Annotated in this window: 11 protein-coding genes and 1 pseudogene; 3 read left to right on the plus strand and 9 right to left on the minus strand. The window is 58.9% G+C overall.

Annotated elements, in window-relative coordinates; translation table 11 throughout:
• Nucleotides 1-20: 20 nt before the first annotated feature.
• Nucleotides 21-1,829 (plus strand): sodium-extruding oxaloacetate decarboxylase subunit alpha, encoded by a 1,809-nt coding sequence (gene oadA, locus BZL43_RS13895; protein ID WP_095632833.1) that lies wholly within the window; start codon nt 21-23, stop codon nt 1,827-1,829.
• Nucleotides 1,830-2,090: 261 nt separating this feature from the next.
• Here the strand turns inward: oadA and BZL43_RS13900 are convergent.
• From BZL43_RS13900 to BZL43_RS13910, 3 genes and pseudogenes are all read right to left on the minus strand, one after another.
• Nucleotides 2,091-3,194 (minus strand): annotated as a pseudogene (locus BZL43_RS13900) (autotransporter domain-containing protein); the annotation flags it as partial.
• A gap of 571 nt (nt 3,195-3,765) precedes the next feature.
• Entirely contained in the window at nt 3,766-4,608 is an 843-nt protein-coding gene (locus BZL43_RS13905; protein ID WP_095632835.1) for an amino acid ABC transporter permease, read from the minus strand.
• The gene (locus BZL43_RS13910; protein WP_095632836.1) at nt 4,605-5,426 is read right to left on the minus strand and encodes an ABC transporter substrate-binding protein; all 822 of its coding nucleotides are present in this window, start codon (nt 5,424-5,426) and stop codon (nt 4,605-4,607) included. The genes BZL43_RS13905 and BZL43_RS13910 overlap by 4 nt, the downstream gene beginning before the upstream one ends.
• A 111-nt stretch (nt 5,427-5,537) precedes the next feature.
• On the opposite strand from BZL43_RS13910, the gene BZL43_RS13915 reads away from it, so the two are divergent.
• Nucleotides 5,538-6,437, plus strand: a complete 900-nt coding sequence (locus BZL43_RS13915; RefSeq protein ID WP_095632837.1) for a homocysteine S-methyltransferase family protein — start codon at nt 5,538-5,540, stop codon at nt 6,435-6,437.
• Between the two features lie 39 nt (nt 6,438-6,476).
• Here BZL43_RS13915 and BZL43_RS13920 read toward each other — a convergent pair whose 3' ends face one another.
• The 3 genes from BZL43_RS13920 to BZL43_RS13930 are packed head-to-tail and all read right to left on the minus strand — an operon-like array spanning nt 6,477 to nt 8,245.
• Nucleotides 6,477-7,148 (minus strand): GNAT family N-acetyltransferase, encoded by a 672-nt coding sequence (locus BZL43_RS13920; RefSeq protein ID WP_095632838.1) that lies wholly within the window; start codon nt 7,146-7,148, stop codon nt 6,477-6,479.
• 17 nt (nt 7,149-7,165) lie between these two features.
• On the minus strand, nt 7,166-7,612 hold the full coding sequence (locus BZL43_RS13925; RefSeq protein WP_095632839.1) for a GNAT family N-acetyltransferase: 447 nt from the start codon (nt 7,610-7,612) through the stop codon (nt 7,166-7,168).
• A gap of 9 nt (nt 7,613-7,621) precedes the next feature.
• A complete protein-coding gene (locus BZL43_RS13930) occupies nt 7,622-8,245 on the minus strand; it encodes an FMN-binding negative transcriptional regulator (protein WP_095632840.1) in 624 nt (207 codons plus the stop codon).
• A 90-nt stretch (nt 8,246-8,335) separates the two neighbouring features.
• Here BZL43_RS13930 and BZL43_RS13935 point away from each other — a divergent pair, with 90 nt between their 5' ends.
• Nucleotides 8,336-9,886, plus strand: coding sequence for a PLP-dependent aminotransferase family protein (locus BZL43_RS13935; protein WP_095632841.1), 1,551 nt, complete (start codon nt 8,336-8,338; stop codon nt 9,884-9,886).
• Nucleotides 9,887-9,894: 8 nt separating this feature from the next.
• Here the strand turns inward: BZL43_RS13935 and BZL43_RS13940 are convergent, their stop codons facing one another.
• The 3 genes from BZL43_RS13940 to BZL43_RS13950 all read right to left on the minus strand — a co-directional run bounded on the left by BZL43_RS13940 (nt 9,895) and on the right by BZL43_RS13950 (nt 16,772).
• Entirely contained in the window at nt 9,895-14,448 is a 4,554-nt protein-coding gene (locus BZL43_RS13940) for a dermonecrotic toxin domain-containing protein (protein ID WP_256582843.1), read from the minus strand.
• 178 nt (nt 14,449-14,626) lie between these two features.
• Nucleotides 14,627-15,727 carry a polyamine ABC transporter substrate-binding protein gene (locus tag BZL43_RS13945; protein ID WP_095632843.1) on the minus strand — a complete coding sequence of 367 codons (1,101 nt, stop codon included), beginning with the start codon at nt 15,725-15,727 and terminating at the stop codon, nt 14,627-14,629.
• A gap of 13 nt (nt 15,728-15,740) precedes the next feature.
• On the minus strand, nt 15,741-16,772 hold the full coding sequence (locus BZL43_RS13950; protein WP_095632844.1) for a histone deacetylase family protein: 1,032 nt from the start codon (nt 16,770-16,772) through the stop codon (nt 15,741-15,743).
• Nucleotides 16,773-16,967 lie beyond the last annotated feature (195 nt).

A 16,967-nucleotide genomic window follows, 5' to 3' on the forward strand; every position in this document is an offset into this window, starting at 1 on the left:
GTCGCTATGAGGAGATAAGAATGTCCAAGAAGATCTTTGTTACCGACACCATCCTGCGCGACGCCCACCAATCGCTGCTCGCCACCCGCATGCGCACCGAAGACATGCTGCCGATCTGCGACAAGCTCGATAAAGTCGGCTACTGGTCGCTGGAATGCTGGGGCGGCGCGACCTTCGACGCCTGCGTCCGCTTCCTGAAAGAAGACCCGTGGGAGCGTCTGCGCCAGCTGCGCGCCGCATTGCCTAACACGCGTCTGCAAATGCTCCTGCGTGGCCAGAACCTGCTGGGCTACCGCCACTACAGCGACGACGTGGTCAGAGCCTTCGTTGCCAAGGCTGCGGTCAATGGCATCGATGTGTTCCGCATTTTTGATGCGATGAATGACGTGCGTAACCTGCGAGTCGCCATCGAAGCGGTGAAAGCCGCCGGCAAACATGCTCAGGGCACCATCGCCTACACCACCAGCCCAGTGCACACCATTGACGCGTTCGTGGCACAAGCCAGGCAAATGGAAGCCATGGGATGCGATTCCGTGGCGATCAAGGACATGGCCGGCCTGCTGACCCCGTATGCCACTGGCGAACTGGTCAAAGCGTTGAAATCCGAACAATCGCTGCCTGTGTTCATTCACTCCCATGACACCGCTGGCCTGGCCACCATGTGCCAACTCAAGGCCATCGAAAACGGCGCCGACCACATCGACACCGCCATTTCCAGCTTCGCTTCCGGCACCAGTCACCCGGGCACCGAATCGATGGTCGCCGCCCTTAAGGGCAGCGAATACGACACCGGCCTGGACCTGGAGCTGTTGCAGGAGATCGGCCTGTACTTCTACGCCGTGCGCAAGAAGTATCACCAATTCGAAAGCGAATTCACCGCTGTCGATACCCGCGTTCAAGTCAACCAGGTTCCGGGCGGGATGATTTCCAACCTCGCCAACCAGTTGAAAGAGCAGGGCGCGCTGAACCGCATGAGCGAAGTGCTGGCGGAGATCCCTCGCGTTCGCGAAGACCTCGGCTTCCCGCCGCTGGTAACGCCGACCTCGCAGATCGTTGGCACCCAGGCATTTTTCAACGTGCTGGCCGGCGAGCGTTACAAGACCATCACTAATGAAGTGAAGCTCTACCTGCAAGGCGGCTACGGCAAAGCGCCGGGCACCGTGAACGAAAAACTGCGCCGTCAGGCGATCGGCAGCGAAGAAGTGATCGACGTGCGTCCGGCCGATTTGCTCAAGCCGGAAATGACCAAGTTGCGTGCCGAAATCGGCGCGGTGGCCAAGTCTGAAGAAGACGTGCTGACCTACGCCATGTTCCCGGACATCGGCCGCAAATTCCTCGAAGAACGTGCTGCCGGCATCCTCGTACCAGAGGTGCTGCTGCCTATTCCGGAAGCGGGCGGCGTGGCGTCGGTCGGCGGCGAAGGTGTGCCGACCGAGTTCGTCATTGACGTTCACGGCGAAACTTATCGCGTTGACATCACCGGTGTCGGCGTCAAGTCCGAAGGCAAGCGCCACTTCTATCTGTCCATCGACGGCATGCCGGAAGAAGTGGTGTTCGAACCGCTCAACGAATTCGTCGGCGGCGGCAGCAGCAAGCGCAAGCAAGCCACTGCACCGGGCCACGTCAGTACCACCATGCCGGGCAATATCGTCGATGTGCTGGTCAAGGAAGGCGACACCGTGAAAGCCGGCCAGGCCGTGCTGATCACCGAAGCGATGAAGATGGAAACCGAAGTCCAATCGGCCATCGCCGGCAAAGTCACCGCCATCCATGTGGCCAAGGGCGACCGGGTAAACCCGGGCGAAATCCTGATCGAGATCGAAGGCTGAGTTAACAGCCTCGATAGACCGCTTTAAACCTCGGGGGGGCATGTGCTCCCCTTTTTTTATGCGCTATTCCATCTGCCAGATGTGGAAGCGACCTTGGCGAGGGGGCTCGCCCCGGTTCGGCTGCGAAGTAGTCGTTAACCTTTGAAAGCGGTTCAACTTCGCAGGGCACTTCACGATCCGACGGGGCGATACCATTTCCCGACAAGGGTCGCCGCCACATAGGCTCGCTTGCACAGGTTCTGCATCAAGTCAGTGGCTTTATCAGAATGCCATCCGCCACTGTCCCATTGCGCCATGACTGCGGCTGTTATCGCCGAGCTCGCCGTTGTAACCGACACCCAACGTATGCCGGGCCGAAACCGCCAGCTCCAGCCCTGCATCAAGCGTCAGGCTGTCGCGATCCAGGGCCGCGCCTTCAACGGTGTAATTCTTGCCGCCGGTAACCAGTCGCTGCTGAGCTTTGCTGTCGACATTACCGTAGGTATGTTTCCAGCCAGCGCTGAATCGCGGCGTCAGTTGCATGCCGTTTTCGAGTGTATTGAGCTGGGCAAGGCGCAGACCGAAGGTGCTGCTGAAGTTGTCCTGCGTTTGCCCATGGACCTGCAGTGCCGCCGCACCGCCTTTTTCGGTATAGCTGTCGCGCTGATACCGCTGGTAGCCAAGGTTGGCAAAAGGCTCGGCGCTGAGGTTGCCGCTGCCGAGGTTGTAACCGACCTCTGTAAAGGCTTGTTGCGTGCTGGCGTCGTAGCTGCCTTTTGGACGATCGCTGAAACCGTTGAAAGCTACCCGACGCTTGGTGCTGCCATCATGGTTGCCGTAAGTTGCCCCCAGGCGCAAAGCCAGCTGACCCCTTTGGCGCAGGGCGTAGGCGCCCAGATGCCAGCTGTCCAGATCACCGTCCAGTTGGCTGCCGTCCAGGCGCGTCTGCGATTGTCCGCCGATCACGCCTATACGCCACTGTTCATCGAGCGCCCTATCCGCGCCCAGTACCAGACCTTTGGTGGCGTGTTGCAAGGCGCTGCTGCCATGACTGCGATCCAGTGTGCCGCCATGACCCAATGCTTGTAACCAGACCCTGCCAGTGGCTTCATCGCCGGCCGCCAAGCGTGGTGTGTTGTTTCGCCTGCCGGGATTGCTGTAGGCACTGGCGCTATCCAGCTGGCGCATGGCCGAAAGCATGCTCGCGCTGATTGGGCTGTCGCTGTTCAGAGTTGCCTTGGCGAGATTGGCGTTCAGGCTGCTGTTCAGTTGGTCGATGGCTGGTGAGGCTGTTTCGGTGGTGGAGGCCAGCAGGGGCGTGACGGCGGTATTTGTGGGGCTGGATGGAGTCTGAGCTGTTTGACTGGCTTTGGGTTCTTCAACGGCAGGCGGTTTAGTTGTTACAGGCGGAGTTGCCTGTCCTTCATCCAACCGGTCTGTGGACCGATCAGGGTTTTTATGTGGTTCGATGACCTCCTTGGACGCCGGAAGATCAACGATGCGCTTATTTAGCTTAGGTGGTTTTCTACGAGACTTGGGAGTCGGCGCATCGGAAGTGACTTGGGGTTCCGGTTGCTGCGCTCTGGAGGTTTCTATGCAACCCATTGCAAGCGTAATGGCCAGCGCCAGATGTTGTGGTCGGAATTTGTATTGAATGGGCATCGAGTACAGCCTCTTTGAGATGAGACCAAACTCTAGGAGGGAGGCTATAGGTGCCGATGTCAGCTGCTTCCGACGGGCTTGCGGGGAGTGTCAGATGGTTGTGTAGAAAATGGCCAATTATTTGAGGGGGGCTATTTTTATCTGTTTGAGCTGACGCTTTTTCTGACAATGAATCAAGACAAGAGGGCTATCGCATCGCCGCATATTAAAGATCAAAAGATCGCAGCCTTGGGCCGCTCCTACAGGTGCGAGTCGGCCCGATGCAGGCGCTGACTAAGGCTGCGATCCTTTTGCTTTAAACCTGGCTACGGCTCAAATACGCCTTCCCATAATGCCGCTCCATCCGCGCCTGAATCAGCTCCAGTCCAATCGACATCAACCAATAGATAATCGCCGCCGTGGTGAGCATTTCGATATAGCGATAGCTCGAGCGCCCATACGATTGCGCCAGGAACATCACTTCCCAAACCCCCATCACCGAGATCAGTGACGAGTCCTTGAGCATGGAGATGAACTGGTTGGTGGTGGGCGGGATGATGGTGCGCATGGCCTGGGGCAGGGTAACGCGCCAGAAAATCACGGTTTCGCGCATGCCCAGGGCCAATGACGCTTCGCGTTGGCCATGGGGGACGCCGAGGATGCCGGCGCGGAAGATTTCACTCAGGTACGCGCCGTAGTTCAGCGACAGGGCAATGATGCCGGCGGCGATGGCGCCCGGCACGATGCCCAATTGCGGCAAGCCGAGGTAGATCAGCAGAATTTGAATCAGCAGCGGTGTACCGCGAAAGAACGAGGCATAGAAGCTGGCGATACCGAACGCCACCGCGCTTTTCGACAGCCGAGCCAAAGCCGTGATGAAGCCCAGCAGCGACGACGCCACAATTGAACACAGGCACAAAAACAACGTCAGTGCTGCGCCTTGCACAAAGCCGTTGGGCGCCAGATGCAGGCCGATCAGGTTCGGCAGTTTGTCGAGGATGATCGAGAACTTCAGGTCGAAGCTCAGGAAGAAACTCGCGAACAAGCCGAACATCGCCGCCCAGGTCAGGTACAGCCGGGTGCGGAAACCGAAAATCCGTTGCAGCATTGACTCAGCCACCGGTTGCGGCGGCTGAGAGGGTTTGGGGAAAGAAGTCATTTGCTGATGTCGGCGCCAATCCATTTTTGCGACAGCTTGCTCAAGGTGCCGTCCTGTTTCAACTGGGCAAACACATCACGCACTTTGGCGTCCCATTGCGCATCGCCTTTTTCGATGGCCACCGAGTTCGGCTCCGAATACAGCGGTTCACCGGCAAGCTTGAAGCGTTTGTCTTCGTTCAGACGCGGTTGCGCGGTCACCAGGTTGGTGAGAATCGCGTCCAGACGCACGCCAGCGCCCAGGCCCAAATCCTGGAAGGCGACGTTGTCGGTGTCATACGGGGCGATTTGCACATTCTCGAACGGGTACTGCAATTGGATGTCTTCGGCGCCTTCGATCACCAGGTTTTTGTTCAGGTAGCTTTCATAGCTGGAGGCGCTGGTGAGGCCGACTTTTTTGCCGCTCAGGTCCTTGGCGCTGTGAATGCTGTCGTCCTTGGCATTGACCACAATCACGGCAGGGGAGGCGTAGTACTCGACCGGGAAGTCAAAGACTTCGGCGCGGGCCTTGCTCGGTGTCATCGAGCAGATGCAGATGTCGTAACGTCCACTCCAGCGCCCGGCGGCGATCACGTCCCAGGACGGCGTTTCCAGACGCAGCTTGACGCCCAGTTTGTCCGCCACCGCCTTGGCCACATCGACGTCAAAACCGTCGAGCTGGTTTTGATCGTTGAGAAACGAGAACGGTGGATAGCTTTCCATCAGCACACCGACCAGTTCTTTCTTCTGCTCGATGCGGTCCAGAGTGGCACCCGCCAGGGCTTGGGTGGAGGCCGCCAGAATCGTCAGGCCCAGGGCCAGCAGTGGTTGAAATTTCACAGTTGATCCCTGAAAAAAAGAAGTTGTTATTAACGGTACGGTGCGTATTAAATAGTTATAAGAACGACTCTGATAGTGAGTTATTTTCATAAGCTTATGAGTGAAAAGCATATGGGCGCAGGCAGCACGGTAATTCTGGATGGCGGCATGGGTCGTGAGCTGCAACGCCGAGGGGCGCCGTTCAGGCAGCCCGAGTGGTCGGCGCTGGCTTTGAGCGAAGCACCGCAAGCGGTAGAGGCTGTGCACGCGGCTTATATTGAAAGCGGTGCCAACGTGATTACCAGCAACAGTTATGCGGTGGTGCCGTTCCATATTGGCGAAGAGCGTTTTGCCGCTGAGGCTCAGGCCCTCGCGGCGTTGGCCGGTGAGCTGGCCCGGCGTGCGGTCGATGCGGCGGGCAAGCCCGTGCGCGTGGCCGGGTCATTGCCGCCGTTGTTCGGCTCCTATCGCCCGGACCTGTTCGATGCTGCGCGGGTCACTGAGCTGCTGAGCCCGCTGGTCAACGGCCTGGCGCCGCATGTCGACTTGTGGCTGGCTGAAACCCAGAGTTCGATTGTCGAGGCGCGAGCGATTCATGCCGGTCTGCCGAAGGATGGCAAGCCGTTCTGGCTGTCGTTTACCTTGAAGGATGAAGACACCGACGAAGTGCCGCGTCTGCGTTCTGGTGAACCGGTAACCGAGGCCGCCGCGGTGGCGGCTGGGTTGGGCGTCGAGACCTTGCTGTTCAATTGCAGCCAGCCGGAAGTCATCGGCGCCGCCATTGATGCGGCACGGGAAACCTTCGAACGCTTGGGGGTGAAAATACACATCGGCGCGTACGCCAATGCCTTCCCGCCGCAGCCGAAAGAGGCCACGGCCAATGATGGTCTGGACCCATTGCGCGACGATCTCGACCCGCCGGGTTACCTGCAATGGGCGGCTGATTGGCAGAAGCGCGGCGCCAGCCATTTGGGTGGTTGCTGCGGAATCGGGCCGGAGCATATTGCGGTGCTCGCCCAGAAACTGGTTTGAAAGATCGTTCCCACGCTCCGCGTGGGAACGATCACAAAATCACCCACGACATTCCGTCAACGTTTTCACCTGCCCCGATGCCGTCTGGTTCTCATCGGACAGCCATCGCTCGAACCCCGCGCCAATCGCCGGCCATTCCGAATCCAGAATCGAATACCACGCGGTGTCACGGTTCTGCCCCTTGACCACCATGTGCTGGCGGAACACCCCTTCAAAAGTGAACCCTAACCGCTGCGCCGCATACTTGGAGCGGGCATTGCCGTTGTTGCATTTCCATTCCAGACGCCGGTAACCCAAGGCAAAGGATTCCCTGGCCAGCAGGTAAATCGCCTCGGTACTTTTCGGTGAGCGCTGCATCGCTGCGCCGAAGGTCACATGGCCGATCTCGATGCGGCCCTGAGCCGGGACAATCGACATCAGGCTGAGAATACCTTGCACGTCGCCGCTGGCGCGGTCGATCACCGTGAAAAAGTACGGGTCGCTGTTGGCTGCATGATTGTTCAGCCAATCGTTGAAAGCGCTGCGTTCCGGAAAAGGACCGTAAGGCAAATAGTCCCACAGCTTCGGATCCGCGCCCGGGCCTTCCAGGGCTTCCCACAAACCGTCGGCATGACGCGCCGGGTCAAGCTTTTCCAGGCGAATGAAACGCCCTTCGATCAGTTGGACCGAAGGCGGCGGAACACCTTTCCAGTCGGCGAGTGAAGTCGACATGCTGCTCTCCTTGAACCTTAAAGGGCTTTGCGAAACTGGATGAAACCGGGACGTTCGGCGATGCGCTCATAGAGCTGGATCGCGGTGGCGTTGGTTTCGTGAGTAAGCCAATGAACCTTGCAGCAGCCATCTGCCTTGGCCGTGGTGTAGACGAATTCAATCAGTTGCCGACCGACACCGGTGCCGCGGATTTGGGGTGTGACCAGCAAGTCTTGCAGGTAGCAGGAGTTTTCGATGCTCCAGTTCGAGCGATGGTAGATGAAATGCACCATGCCCACCGCTTTGCCATCGGCCCAGGCCAGCGCCCCGTGGGTCGGTTCGCTCGGATCGAGCAGGCGCTGCCAAGTGCTTTGGGTGACTGCGTCGGGCAATTCGGTGTTGTAGAAGCGCAAGTAGGCTTGCCACAGCGGCAGCCAGGCGGCGTGATCGTCGGCGGTAACCTGGCGGATGTCGATCTGATTCATGTTCGTTCCTTATTGCATCAATTGAGCGAGGGCCTGGTCGTGAACATCAGGGCTGGCGGCCAATCCCTCGCGCACACCGGCGATGTCTGCGGCATTGCGGTTCTGGCTGAGCTTGCGTTTGCCCTCCAGCCGCTGGATCGGCAAGGCAAAACCGACGATGGCCTTGAGCATGCCGTCGATATAGTCGGCGGGAGCATCGGCGACCTTCCATGGCTGGGCACGACCGGCTTCATGGCGATCGGTCAATGCGCCGACCAGATCGCGCAGGCGGTCGGTATCAGTGAACACTTCGCCCGGGCCATAAGCGTGTACGGCCACATAGTTCCAGGTTGGCACCACTTTGCCGTGTTCGGCTTTGGCCGGATAAAACCCCGGGCTCACATAAGCGTCGGCAGCGGCAAATATCACCAGCGCTTCAGCGCCGTTCTGCAGTTCCTTCCATTGCGGATTGGCTTTGGCAAAGTGGCCGTAGAGGGTGCCATTCGGGCCGTGGTCGACATTCAGCAGCAGCGGCAGATGACTGGCTTGCAGGCCTTGCTCACCGTGGGTGACCAAAACCCCAAGGCGAGTGCCGAGGATGTGCTGATGCAGCTCATTCAAATCATGGATGGCGAAATTGCTGGGCGTATACATGGAGATATTCCTTGGCGAATGCCTGCATCCTAGACAGGCTATTGGTCTGTTGTAAGAGCCATTAATGACCAATTTCATAGGTCCATTACCATGTCGAATACGCCGCTTCCCTCATTATTCAACCCGGCGGGTATCGAACTCGATCGCCGCCAGGGCCTGAGTCGTCAGCTCTATCAAGCGCTGCGAATGCGCGTACTCGACGGACGACTGGCCAGCGGCACACGACTGCCGGCCAGTCGCGATCTGGCGACGGCGTTATCGATTTCCCGGAACAGCGTGGTCCGAGCCTACGATCAGCTTTATGCAGAAGGCTTCATCGAGGGACGTGTGGGCGACGGGACTTACGTCGCGCTATTGCCTCAAGCCGCGTTACCGGCAAAAAAATTATCCACAAAAGTATCCACAGGGTTTTCAACAGGGTTACCCACAGCCTTATCCACAAATCCGCCGGATTTACCTGGGGTTTCATCCAGTGAAGTTATCCACAGTGGTGCTTTGGGGCGAATTGAAAAGAACCATTTGGCCTTGCCTCCCAGTGGTCCACCTAGGGCATTTCGGGTCGGCGTTCCGGCCTTTGATCTATTTCCTTTCGAGGTCTGGGCCAAGCTGAACGCGGCTTTCTGGCGTAAACCGGATTTACAGCGGCTGTGTTATGGCGATCCGGCGGGAGACGCGCGCTTGCGCGGCCTGATTGCCGCTTATTTGCGCAGTTCACGGGGTATGCAGTGCTCGGCTGAGCAAATTGTGATCACCAGTGGCGCACAACAGGGAATTAGCCTTTGTGCACAGCTGCTGGTGGAACCTGGCGACAGAGTCGGTATTGAAAATCCTGGGTACCGGGCGGCGGGTCATGCGTTTGCGGTGGCTGGCGCGCGATTGCACGGCGTAGCGGTGGACAGTGAGGGCATCGACTGCACCGAATTGGCGAGCCTGGGCGATTGTCGTCTGGCTTATGTCACTCCCGCGCATCAGTACCCGACCGGGGTGGTGATGAGTCTGGCGCGGCGTCTTGAATTGTTGGCCTGGGCCGAACGTACCCACGGATGGATTGTCGAGGACGACTACGATGGCGAATACCGTTACAGCGGCGCACCCCTGGCGCCGTTGGCTGCACTGGATCGACAGGGGCGGGTGCTGTATGTCGGGACCTTCGGCAAGGTCGCCTTCCCGGCGTTAAGACTGGGTTACCTGGTATTGCCCCCCGGATTGGTGGAGGCGTTTGCCCAGCGTCGAGCGGTGGATGTGCGGCATTCTGAGGTGAGCACCCAAGCGGTGATGGCCGAATTCATGGCCGCCGGGCATTTCCAGCGGCATATCCGTCGCATGCGCCGGGCTGCCCTGAGTCGACGCAATTGTCTGTTAGCCCATTGGCCAACAAACATTGAGGGTATTGCAAGTGTGCCGAGTGTGGCCGCGGGGCTGCATTTGACGGTTTCGGTGAGCTGCGTGGCTCGTGAACGCGAGTTGATCGAGCAAGCCGAAAGCGTCGGGGTCGAGGTCATTGGTTTAAGCAGTTACTGGTTGCCCGACTCGCAGACGCCGCTGGATCAGCGAGCCGGGTTGGTGTTGGGTTTTGCCGCCGTACCAGAGCCGGCGATCGAAGCGGCTCTGGCCCGTTTGCGCAATGTCTGGGGCGGTTGACTATTTCTTCAGGTTTCAGTGCCTGCCGGCGCTTGCGGCTCAAGTTTCAGAAACAGATCCAGAACCTGCGGATTGCCGATCCGGCGCAACGCATTATCCACCGCATCGAAGGTATTCAGTTCCTGGCGTGTTCTGGCTGGCAGCTCTTGCAGATACCCCTCGGCGAATTTGAGATGAGCGGCCGTGAACAAATCATCTGGATCGGTCAGGTTGTCGTAATGGAAATGCGCGACCCACAACGGTTTTTTCTGGCGTGTCTTGTCCAGAATCCGGTATTCCTGGAAGTAGTCCTTACGCTGCCTGGTCTTGATGCGGCCGCGCTCGTCTTTGACGATCTCTACCTGGTCATGTTCGTTCAGCCATTTCAGATAGGCCTCCCGGGGTTTGCGTCCCATCAGTAGGGTGCTGTAGACATTGATGCCTTCGCGTCGCAGCCTTGCGGCTCCCTCGCGTAATTCCGTGCTCAAGCTGCCCACCGGGAAATCGGCTCTTCTGCGAGCCAGTACCGCCTCCACGTCATTGGCGGCTTTTTCAAATCTTGTCGCCTGTTGATCGAACAGGTCTTGCATGTCCGCCGGGATGCGCGAGGGGCGCTGAGCGTCGGTGCGCAGACGTTTGATGAACCCGTCGAGTTCAACGGTTTGAGACATCGCGTTGGCGATGATGCCTTCATCGTCCAGTACCGCCGGTTGTACTGGGCGCCGGGTCGCCGCCTTGATGATGGGGATGTCTTCGACAGGCTCGGGATTTTCGGTAGAAGGTGTCTTTGGCGCTTCACTCCCTCGTGGCCGGGATTTGTTCGCCTTGCCGATGGCTCGGGACGTGGAGGGCAGCGGTTCGAGTCGGCTCATTGCTGCGACCGGTACTTCTTCAGACTCGGGAAGCGAGTCGAGCAGACGGTTACGCGCCACTTTATGTAACTGACCAACCAACGTTTGAATGCGCTTGAATCGGACCGGCTCCAAATGATCGGGCCAGGTGATGGAGAGCTCTTGCAGGCGCCGTTCGGCGTCTGCCAGGTGATCGACGAGGGTGGTGAGCCGATCGACATTCAGCGCCCCGGCTTCAGTGGAGCGCAAGGTGTGTCCCGCGTCAGCCGCGCTGTCGAAAATCTGCACGACAAGCTGACGTACCTGACTCATGTTGCTGTCGGGTACTTCGTGCAGGCAAAGCTCGGTGGACAAGCCGATTTCATTGGCTTGAAGGTCGTAACGGGAGAAAGAAGGCAGTAATTTTTTCAGATCGCCGGCGATCTTGCGGGCCGTGCCGGTGTTGCTCATCAACGTGTCCAGCGAGGTGTGCAGGCGATCGAGGCGATCAATTATTTCATCGCTGATGACTATGGCTTTCTGTGCGGCTTCCAGCTGCGTGGCGCGGGGCAGGCTGCTCGCAAGCTCGGACTGGCTGACCAGGGGCACGACGATTTTTGCATACTCGCGCATCTTCATTCTCAGCCAGCTGCTGAGGAAGCGATGCTGCTCAATGGTGAGGCGCATCAGCTGAGACTGATAAAACACGCCCGCGCCGCCTGCTTCGCGCCATTTTTCCAGGTTTTCCAGGGCCTGGGCATATCCATTGGCCAGCTCGTTGGCGGTTGTGGTGTAAGTGGTTATGGCTGCATCGGACTCCGTCGCTGATACGTCGTTGTTCTCCAGGTGTTGCAAGGCCTCCTCCAAACGGGCTTTGCCAGCCGCTTCCTGAGCAATGAACAGATGCAGGGCGGTCCATGCTTCGTCCTTTTTCCGGGCTTTTTCGCGCCGCAGGGCTTCTATTCGCCCGCTCGGGCCGCCGCCACGCAACCGTAGCTTCAGGTCCCAGTGCCATCGACCTGTGCCTTCGTCGAATTTCACACTGAAACCGGATCGCTCGGGGTCGTTCGGATCAACGATGAATACCGGTTCGTCCGTTTCGGCGCTGACCTGAAACCATCGCTCACCGACCTTGGCGTACAGCTTTCCCGTGAGTTCATGCAGATGGTTGGCGTTGGCCTGTGCACCCACGGGCAGCTTCGGCGCCGGGACCTGGAATCGATTGATCTGCTGTAAAAATCGCGCTCCTGCATTGATACGGCCAAGCGTGGCGGGCGCGAGGGTGGAGAGGTGCGTTTCGGGCAGTTCGGCACTCAGCGGGGTCGCGTCATGGGTGACCGTCGGCGGCTTGGTGATGGAAGGGGCCGTGAATAGAGGCTCGTCCATGTATGGCTGTTGCTGCGAGGCATTTTCGTCCAAGGGATTTGAGAAGCGAATGCGCCGCGTCGCGACCCGTTGCATGAGCAAAATGCCCAGCGCCAACAAGACATCGCCGATCGAAGACCACTCGACGAGCGTGTTGCCGTGCTCATGGGCATCCAGCGCCTGCTGGATCTGGGTGATGCTTTGCCAGACCCAGACCGCGGTGCCCGCCGAACCGCTGAGAAAATTGGCGGCCACGCTGAACATCGCCCAACCGCTGTCAGCCAGCAGCGCCCAGCGACGTTCGGCGTTGGAGGTCGATTGGCGGTCGGCCAGCTCGGCCATTGCCTGGCTATTGCGATTGAACAGGGTCGTCAGGATATCGCCGCTCAGCGGCGTGTTTGTCAGGTTGACGGAAGCGGTCAGGTCGAGATGGATAAACGGTTCGAAAGCCAGTTCGGTAATGGTCCAGGGCGAGGGTATACCGCTGGAAAACACATATTGGGCGTATTCGAAACTCAACGTGCTGTTGGGCAGCCAGGCCAGAATCGAGTCGCGCAGTTCGCCGGGCTGATAAAACGCATACAGCATGTTCTGTTCGGAAGGGAACTGGCGCAATGGTTGATCCAGCAACGGTTGATAAAGCAGGCAAGGGCCGCTCGAGCCCGCACGCGGGGCGATGATGTACATGTTCGCGACGGTGTCCGGCGTACTGCCAAGACGATAATGGGGCATGAATGCCAGCGGGCGAATCTGCACCGGCCACTCGGCGAGTGGCCCGTTGGTTTCGATCGACTCCATCAGTTGGCAGACCTGACGGTAACCCTGATCATCGACCCCGCCCTGTTGCTTGAGCTTGTATTCCAGGGCCAGCAACGGCAGCAGCAATGGCCACTGACGACAGTAACGGGCCTTGTGGCGCCGAGCCTGCACCGGATCGTCGATGAGTGTGCGCTTGATCAGCTGAGGGTAGGTTTCGCCGATGTTGATCTCATTGGCCATACGCAACAGGAACGTCACTGTCATCCAGGCGGGTGCGGCTTGGCCATCGGCATAGGCGACTGTCGCGCTGTACGGTCGAACATTTTGCAGCGCGAATTCACCCAGGGTTTCGACCTGTCGGTTATGCGGGTCGGGGAGGGTGAAACCGCCGGCTTCAAAGCTGTGGGTGACAGTGATCCGAATGTCATTCAGGCGCAGGCCCGCTGCATCTTCGCCGGTTTTGTCGGCGAGGATGGCATCGCACATTTTTTGCTGGGCGTAGGTATTGATGAGGGGTATGTCTTCGGCATTGAAGACACCGCTGTCGGACTGACCTCTGAGAGAGCCCAGATTGGTCAGGTAGCCGCTGTAGGCCTGGATATCGTCGAGCGAGCCTGCCAATAGCCATTCGGGGATCGCGTTTTCCAGCTGTTCGACGCGTGCGTTGTCTTTGGCATTGATCGTAGTGCTTTCGTCCCGCCGGGGAGAAAATCTGGCCAACAGCGAGCGACTGGCCGGATCGAGCGCCTCAATGGAATCAATCTGAATGCCTATCAGCGCCCAGACCATGGCATCGAAGATGTTTTCCTCGGGTTCATAGAGTCGCCACTTCAGGCTTTGGCCGCTCAGATCGATGTCGATTCGCTGGGGAAGGACCATGCCCAGTTGCTCCAGAGAATCGAACGATTCGTAGCCATTACTGATGGTGTACATCACGACCAGTTCGCGGGTGCCAATGGTTGCGTTCAGCACCAGCGCGCCCGGTAGCATCAAGTGTCGGGTGCTGTTGCCCTCTGCCATTTCGAAGCCGACATCCAGATCCAGCAGGCACGCGCGGACATCAGACAGCCCACTGTCGGTGGTCTGACGTAGCGCCTTGTCAGGGTATTGCGAAACGAGTCGTGCGAGGCGGCACTCATCCGCGTCCCAGCCGGTAACCGACTGAACATCGAGTGCCTCCTGCAAGGTATTGGAAAGGGTTTGCCAGCGCGGCAGCTGGCCGACGGTTTCATTCCAGTAGTCCAGCTGACGTTGTTCGAAGGCCAGGAACAGCGATGGGGCATGTTCATTCAGCAGGCTGGTGATCGCGTCCATACTGACCGGTAAATGGATGGGATCGCGGGCATGGGGCGTCAGGGTCAGGAAATGTTCGCCCTCGATGTAGTTGGCTGTGGTTTTTTTAAAGGCCAGACGTGCCAGCGCATAAGTCAGTGATTCGAAGTGGTTGCCGTGGCTAACCAGATCGTCTCCGTGCGAGCGCCATATCGGCGTGGCCAGCATGGCTTTGTCGGGGTCGATGTTTTGTTCGGGAAAGCATTTCTTCAAGGCATTTTGCAAAAATTGCGCAGCGGCATCATGAAGTGACGGACCGCCGCTGGCTTGATCCACCAGGCGACTTTTATTCAACATGGGGGGCGAAACGGTTGTTCGGATGTTTTCAGTCATGGTCAGGAACCGGTTGGCGAATGGGGGCAGGTACTGCCGTTTCGAACCGACAGTACCCAGACGCAAACCGGGGCAGGTGGTAGATAAATACCGCAGGCAAAAAAAGACCCGCGATGGCGCGGGTCTTGGTTTTCATGGTGCTTCAAGTACCAGACTTGATCTTGGTCCAGGCGCGGGTGCGGGCACGCTCGGCATCACGCGGCAGCGGTTGCAGGGTGTAGAGCGTGCTCATTGCTGCTTCGGTCGGGTACAGGTTGGGGTTGTTGCGGATCGCCGGGTCGACCATTTCCGTGGCGTCCTTGTTCGGGTTCGGGTAGCCGACGAAGTCGCTGACCGGTGCAATGACCTGAGGTTGCAGCAGGTAGTTGATGAAGGTGTAGGCGTCTTCCGGGTTCTTCGCGCCCTTGGGGATCGCCAGCATGTCGAACCAGATTGGTGCGCCTTCTTTGGGCAAGCGCATGTCGACGATCACGCCGTTCTTGGCTTCCTTGGCGCGGTTGGCGGCCTGGGAGAAGCTGCCGGAGTAACCCACCGCGACGCAGATGTCACCATTGGCAATATCGGCCATGTACTTGGACGAATGGAAATAGGTGATGTGTGGACGGATCTTCATCAGCAGCGCTTCCGCCTTGGCGTAGTCCGCCGGCTTCTTGCTGTTGGGGTCCAGGCCCAGGTGTTGCAGGGCCAGGGGCAGGATCTCCGACGGTGAGTCGAGCAAGGCCACGCCGCACTGCTTGAGCTTGCTGATGTTCTCTTCCTTGAAGATCAGGTCCCAGCTGTCCACCGGTGCGTTGTCGCCCAGAGCCGCCTTGACCTTGTCCGGGTTGAAGCCGATCAGAATGGTCCCGTACATGTAGGGCACGGCAAATTTATTGCCCGGGTCGTTGGCTTCGATCAGCTTCATCAGCTTGGGGTCGAGGTGGTTCCAGTTCGGCAGTTTGCTGCGATCCAGCGGCTGGAATACGCCGGCTTCGATCTGCTTGGCGAGGAACACATTGGACGGCACCACCACGTCGTAACCGGAGTTGCCGGTCAGCAACTTGGCCTCCAGTGCTTCGTTGGTGTCGAAGATGTCGTAGACCAGTTTGGTCTGGGGATTCTGGGTCTTGAAATCTTCCAGTGCTTTGGGGGTGATGTAGTCGAACCAGTTGTACACCCGCAACGTGCGCTCTTGGGCGTGAACGGCACCACTGAATACGGTGGCGCATAGCACTGGGGCGATAAAACGCGTGAGTCGATTCATTTGTGCTGATTCCTCATTGGGCGCTTTCAAAACCTTCGAGAACGTTCACGGCATTGATGCCGATTTCTTCCACCGCGTAACCGCCTTCCATCACGAACAGCGTCGGCTTGCCGAGGCCCGCGATGCGCGCGCCCATCGCCAGGTAATCCGGGCTGTCGAGTTTGAACTGGGAGATCGGGTCGTCCTTGAACGTATCGACGCCCAAGGACACGACGATGATGTCGGCACCGTACTTTTCAATCTCTTTGCAGGCCTGTTCCAGCGCTGCGCTCCAACGGTCCCAGCCTGAACCGGCGGGCAAAGGGTAGTTGAAGTTGAACCCTTCGCCCGGTCCTTCACCGTGTTCGTCTTCGTAACCGAGGAAGAACGGAAACTCGGCTTCCGGATGGCCGTGGATCGAGGTAAACAGCACGTCGCTGCGCTCGTAGAAGATCGATTGGGTGCCGTTGCCATGGTGGTAATCGACGTCGAGGATCGCGACCTTTTTGTGGCCTTGATCGAGGAATGCCTGGGCGGCGATGGCGGCGTTGTTGAGGTAGCAATAACCGCCCATCAAATCGCTGGCGGCATGGTGCCCCGGTGGACGGCACAAGGCGAAGGCAGTGTGAGCACCGCGCTGGATCTCCGCTTGGGCTGTGAGCGCCACTTGCGCCGCGCTATACGCCGCTTGCCAGGTGCCGGCGGTAATCGGTGCGCCGCCGTCGAAGCTGTAATAGCCGAGCTGACCGTGCAGGCTGGTGGGCATGATCCGGCGCAAGGTGCGGGCCGGCCAGGTGTAGGGCAGCAAATCGCCGTCGGTGTTGAACTCGGTCCAGCGTGCCCAGGCCCCTTTGAAGAAATCGAGGTAGTCGCGGCTATGGATGCGCGCGATCGGCTCGAGACCAAAATCCTGCGGCGCCGCGATCGGGCCCAGATCGCGGGACTGTACCCGTGCCAGCACATGGTCGGCCCGCGAGGGCATTTCGAAGCAGGGCATCAATTGCCCGTCCATCAATTCGCAACGGCCGTGATGCAGGTGGTGATCGTGTGAGTAGATCGTCAGCATTCTTGTTCTCCGCAGGCTGATTCGGTTGCACACAGTTTTGCGGCGGGCGGCGTTTGGGAGAACGGCAGGAAAGGCCAAAAGGGGATCGATATGGCCAAAAGATTTGACCGAAATTCGCCCCCTGATGGCACACCGGTGCCCCAGGATGACGCATCCGCCCCCTGTAGGAGCGAGGCTTGCCCGCGAAAGCGATGG

This window comes from Pseudomonas sp. PICF141 (assembly GCF_002286815.1).
Lineage (GTDB): Bacteria > Pseudomonadota > Gammaproteobacteria > Pseudomonadales > Pseudomonadaceae > Aquipseudomonas.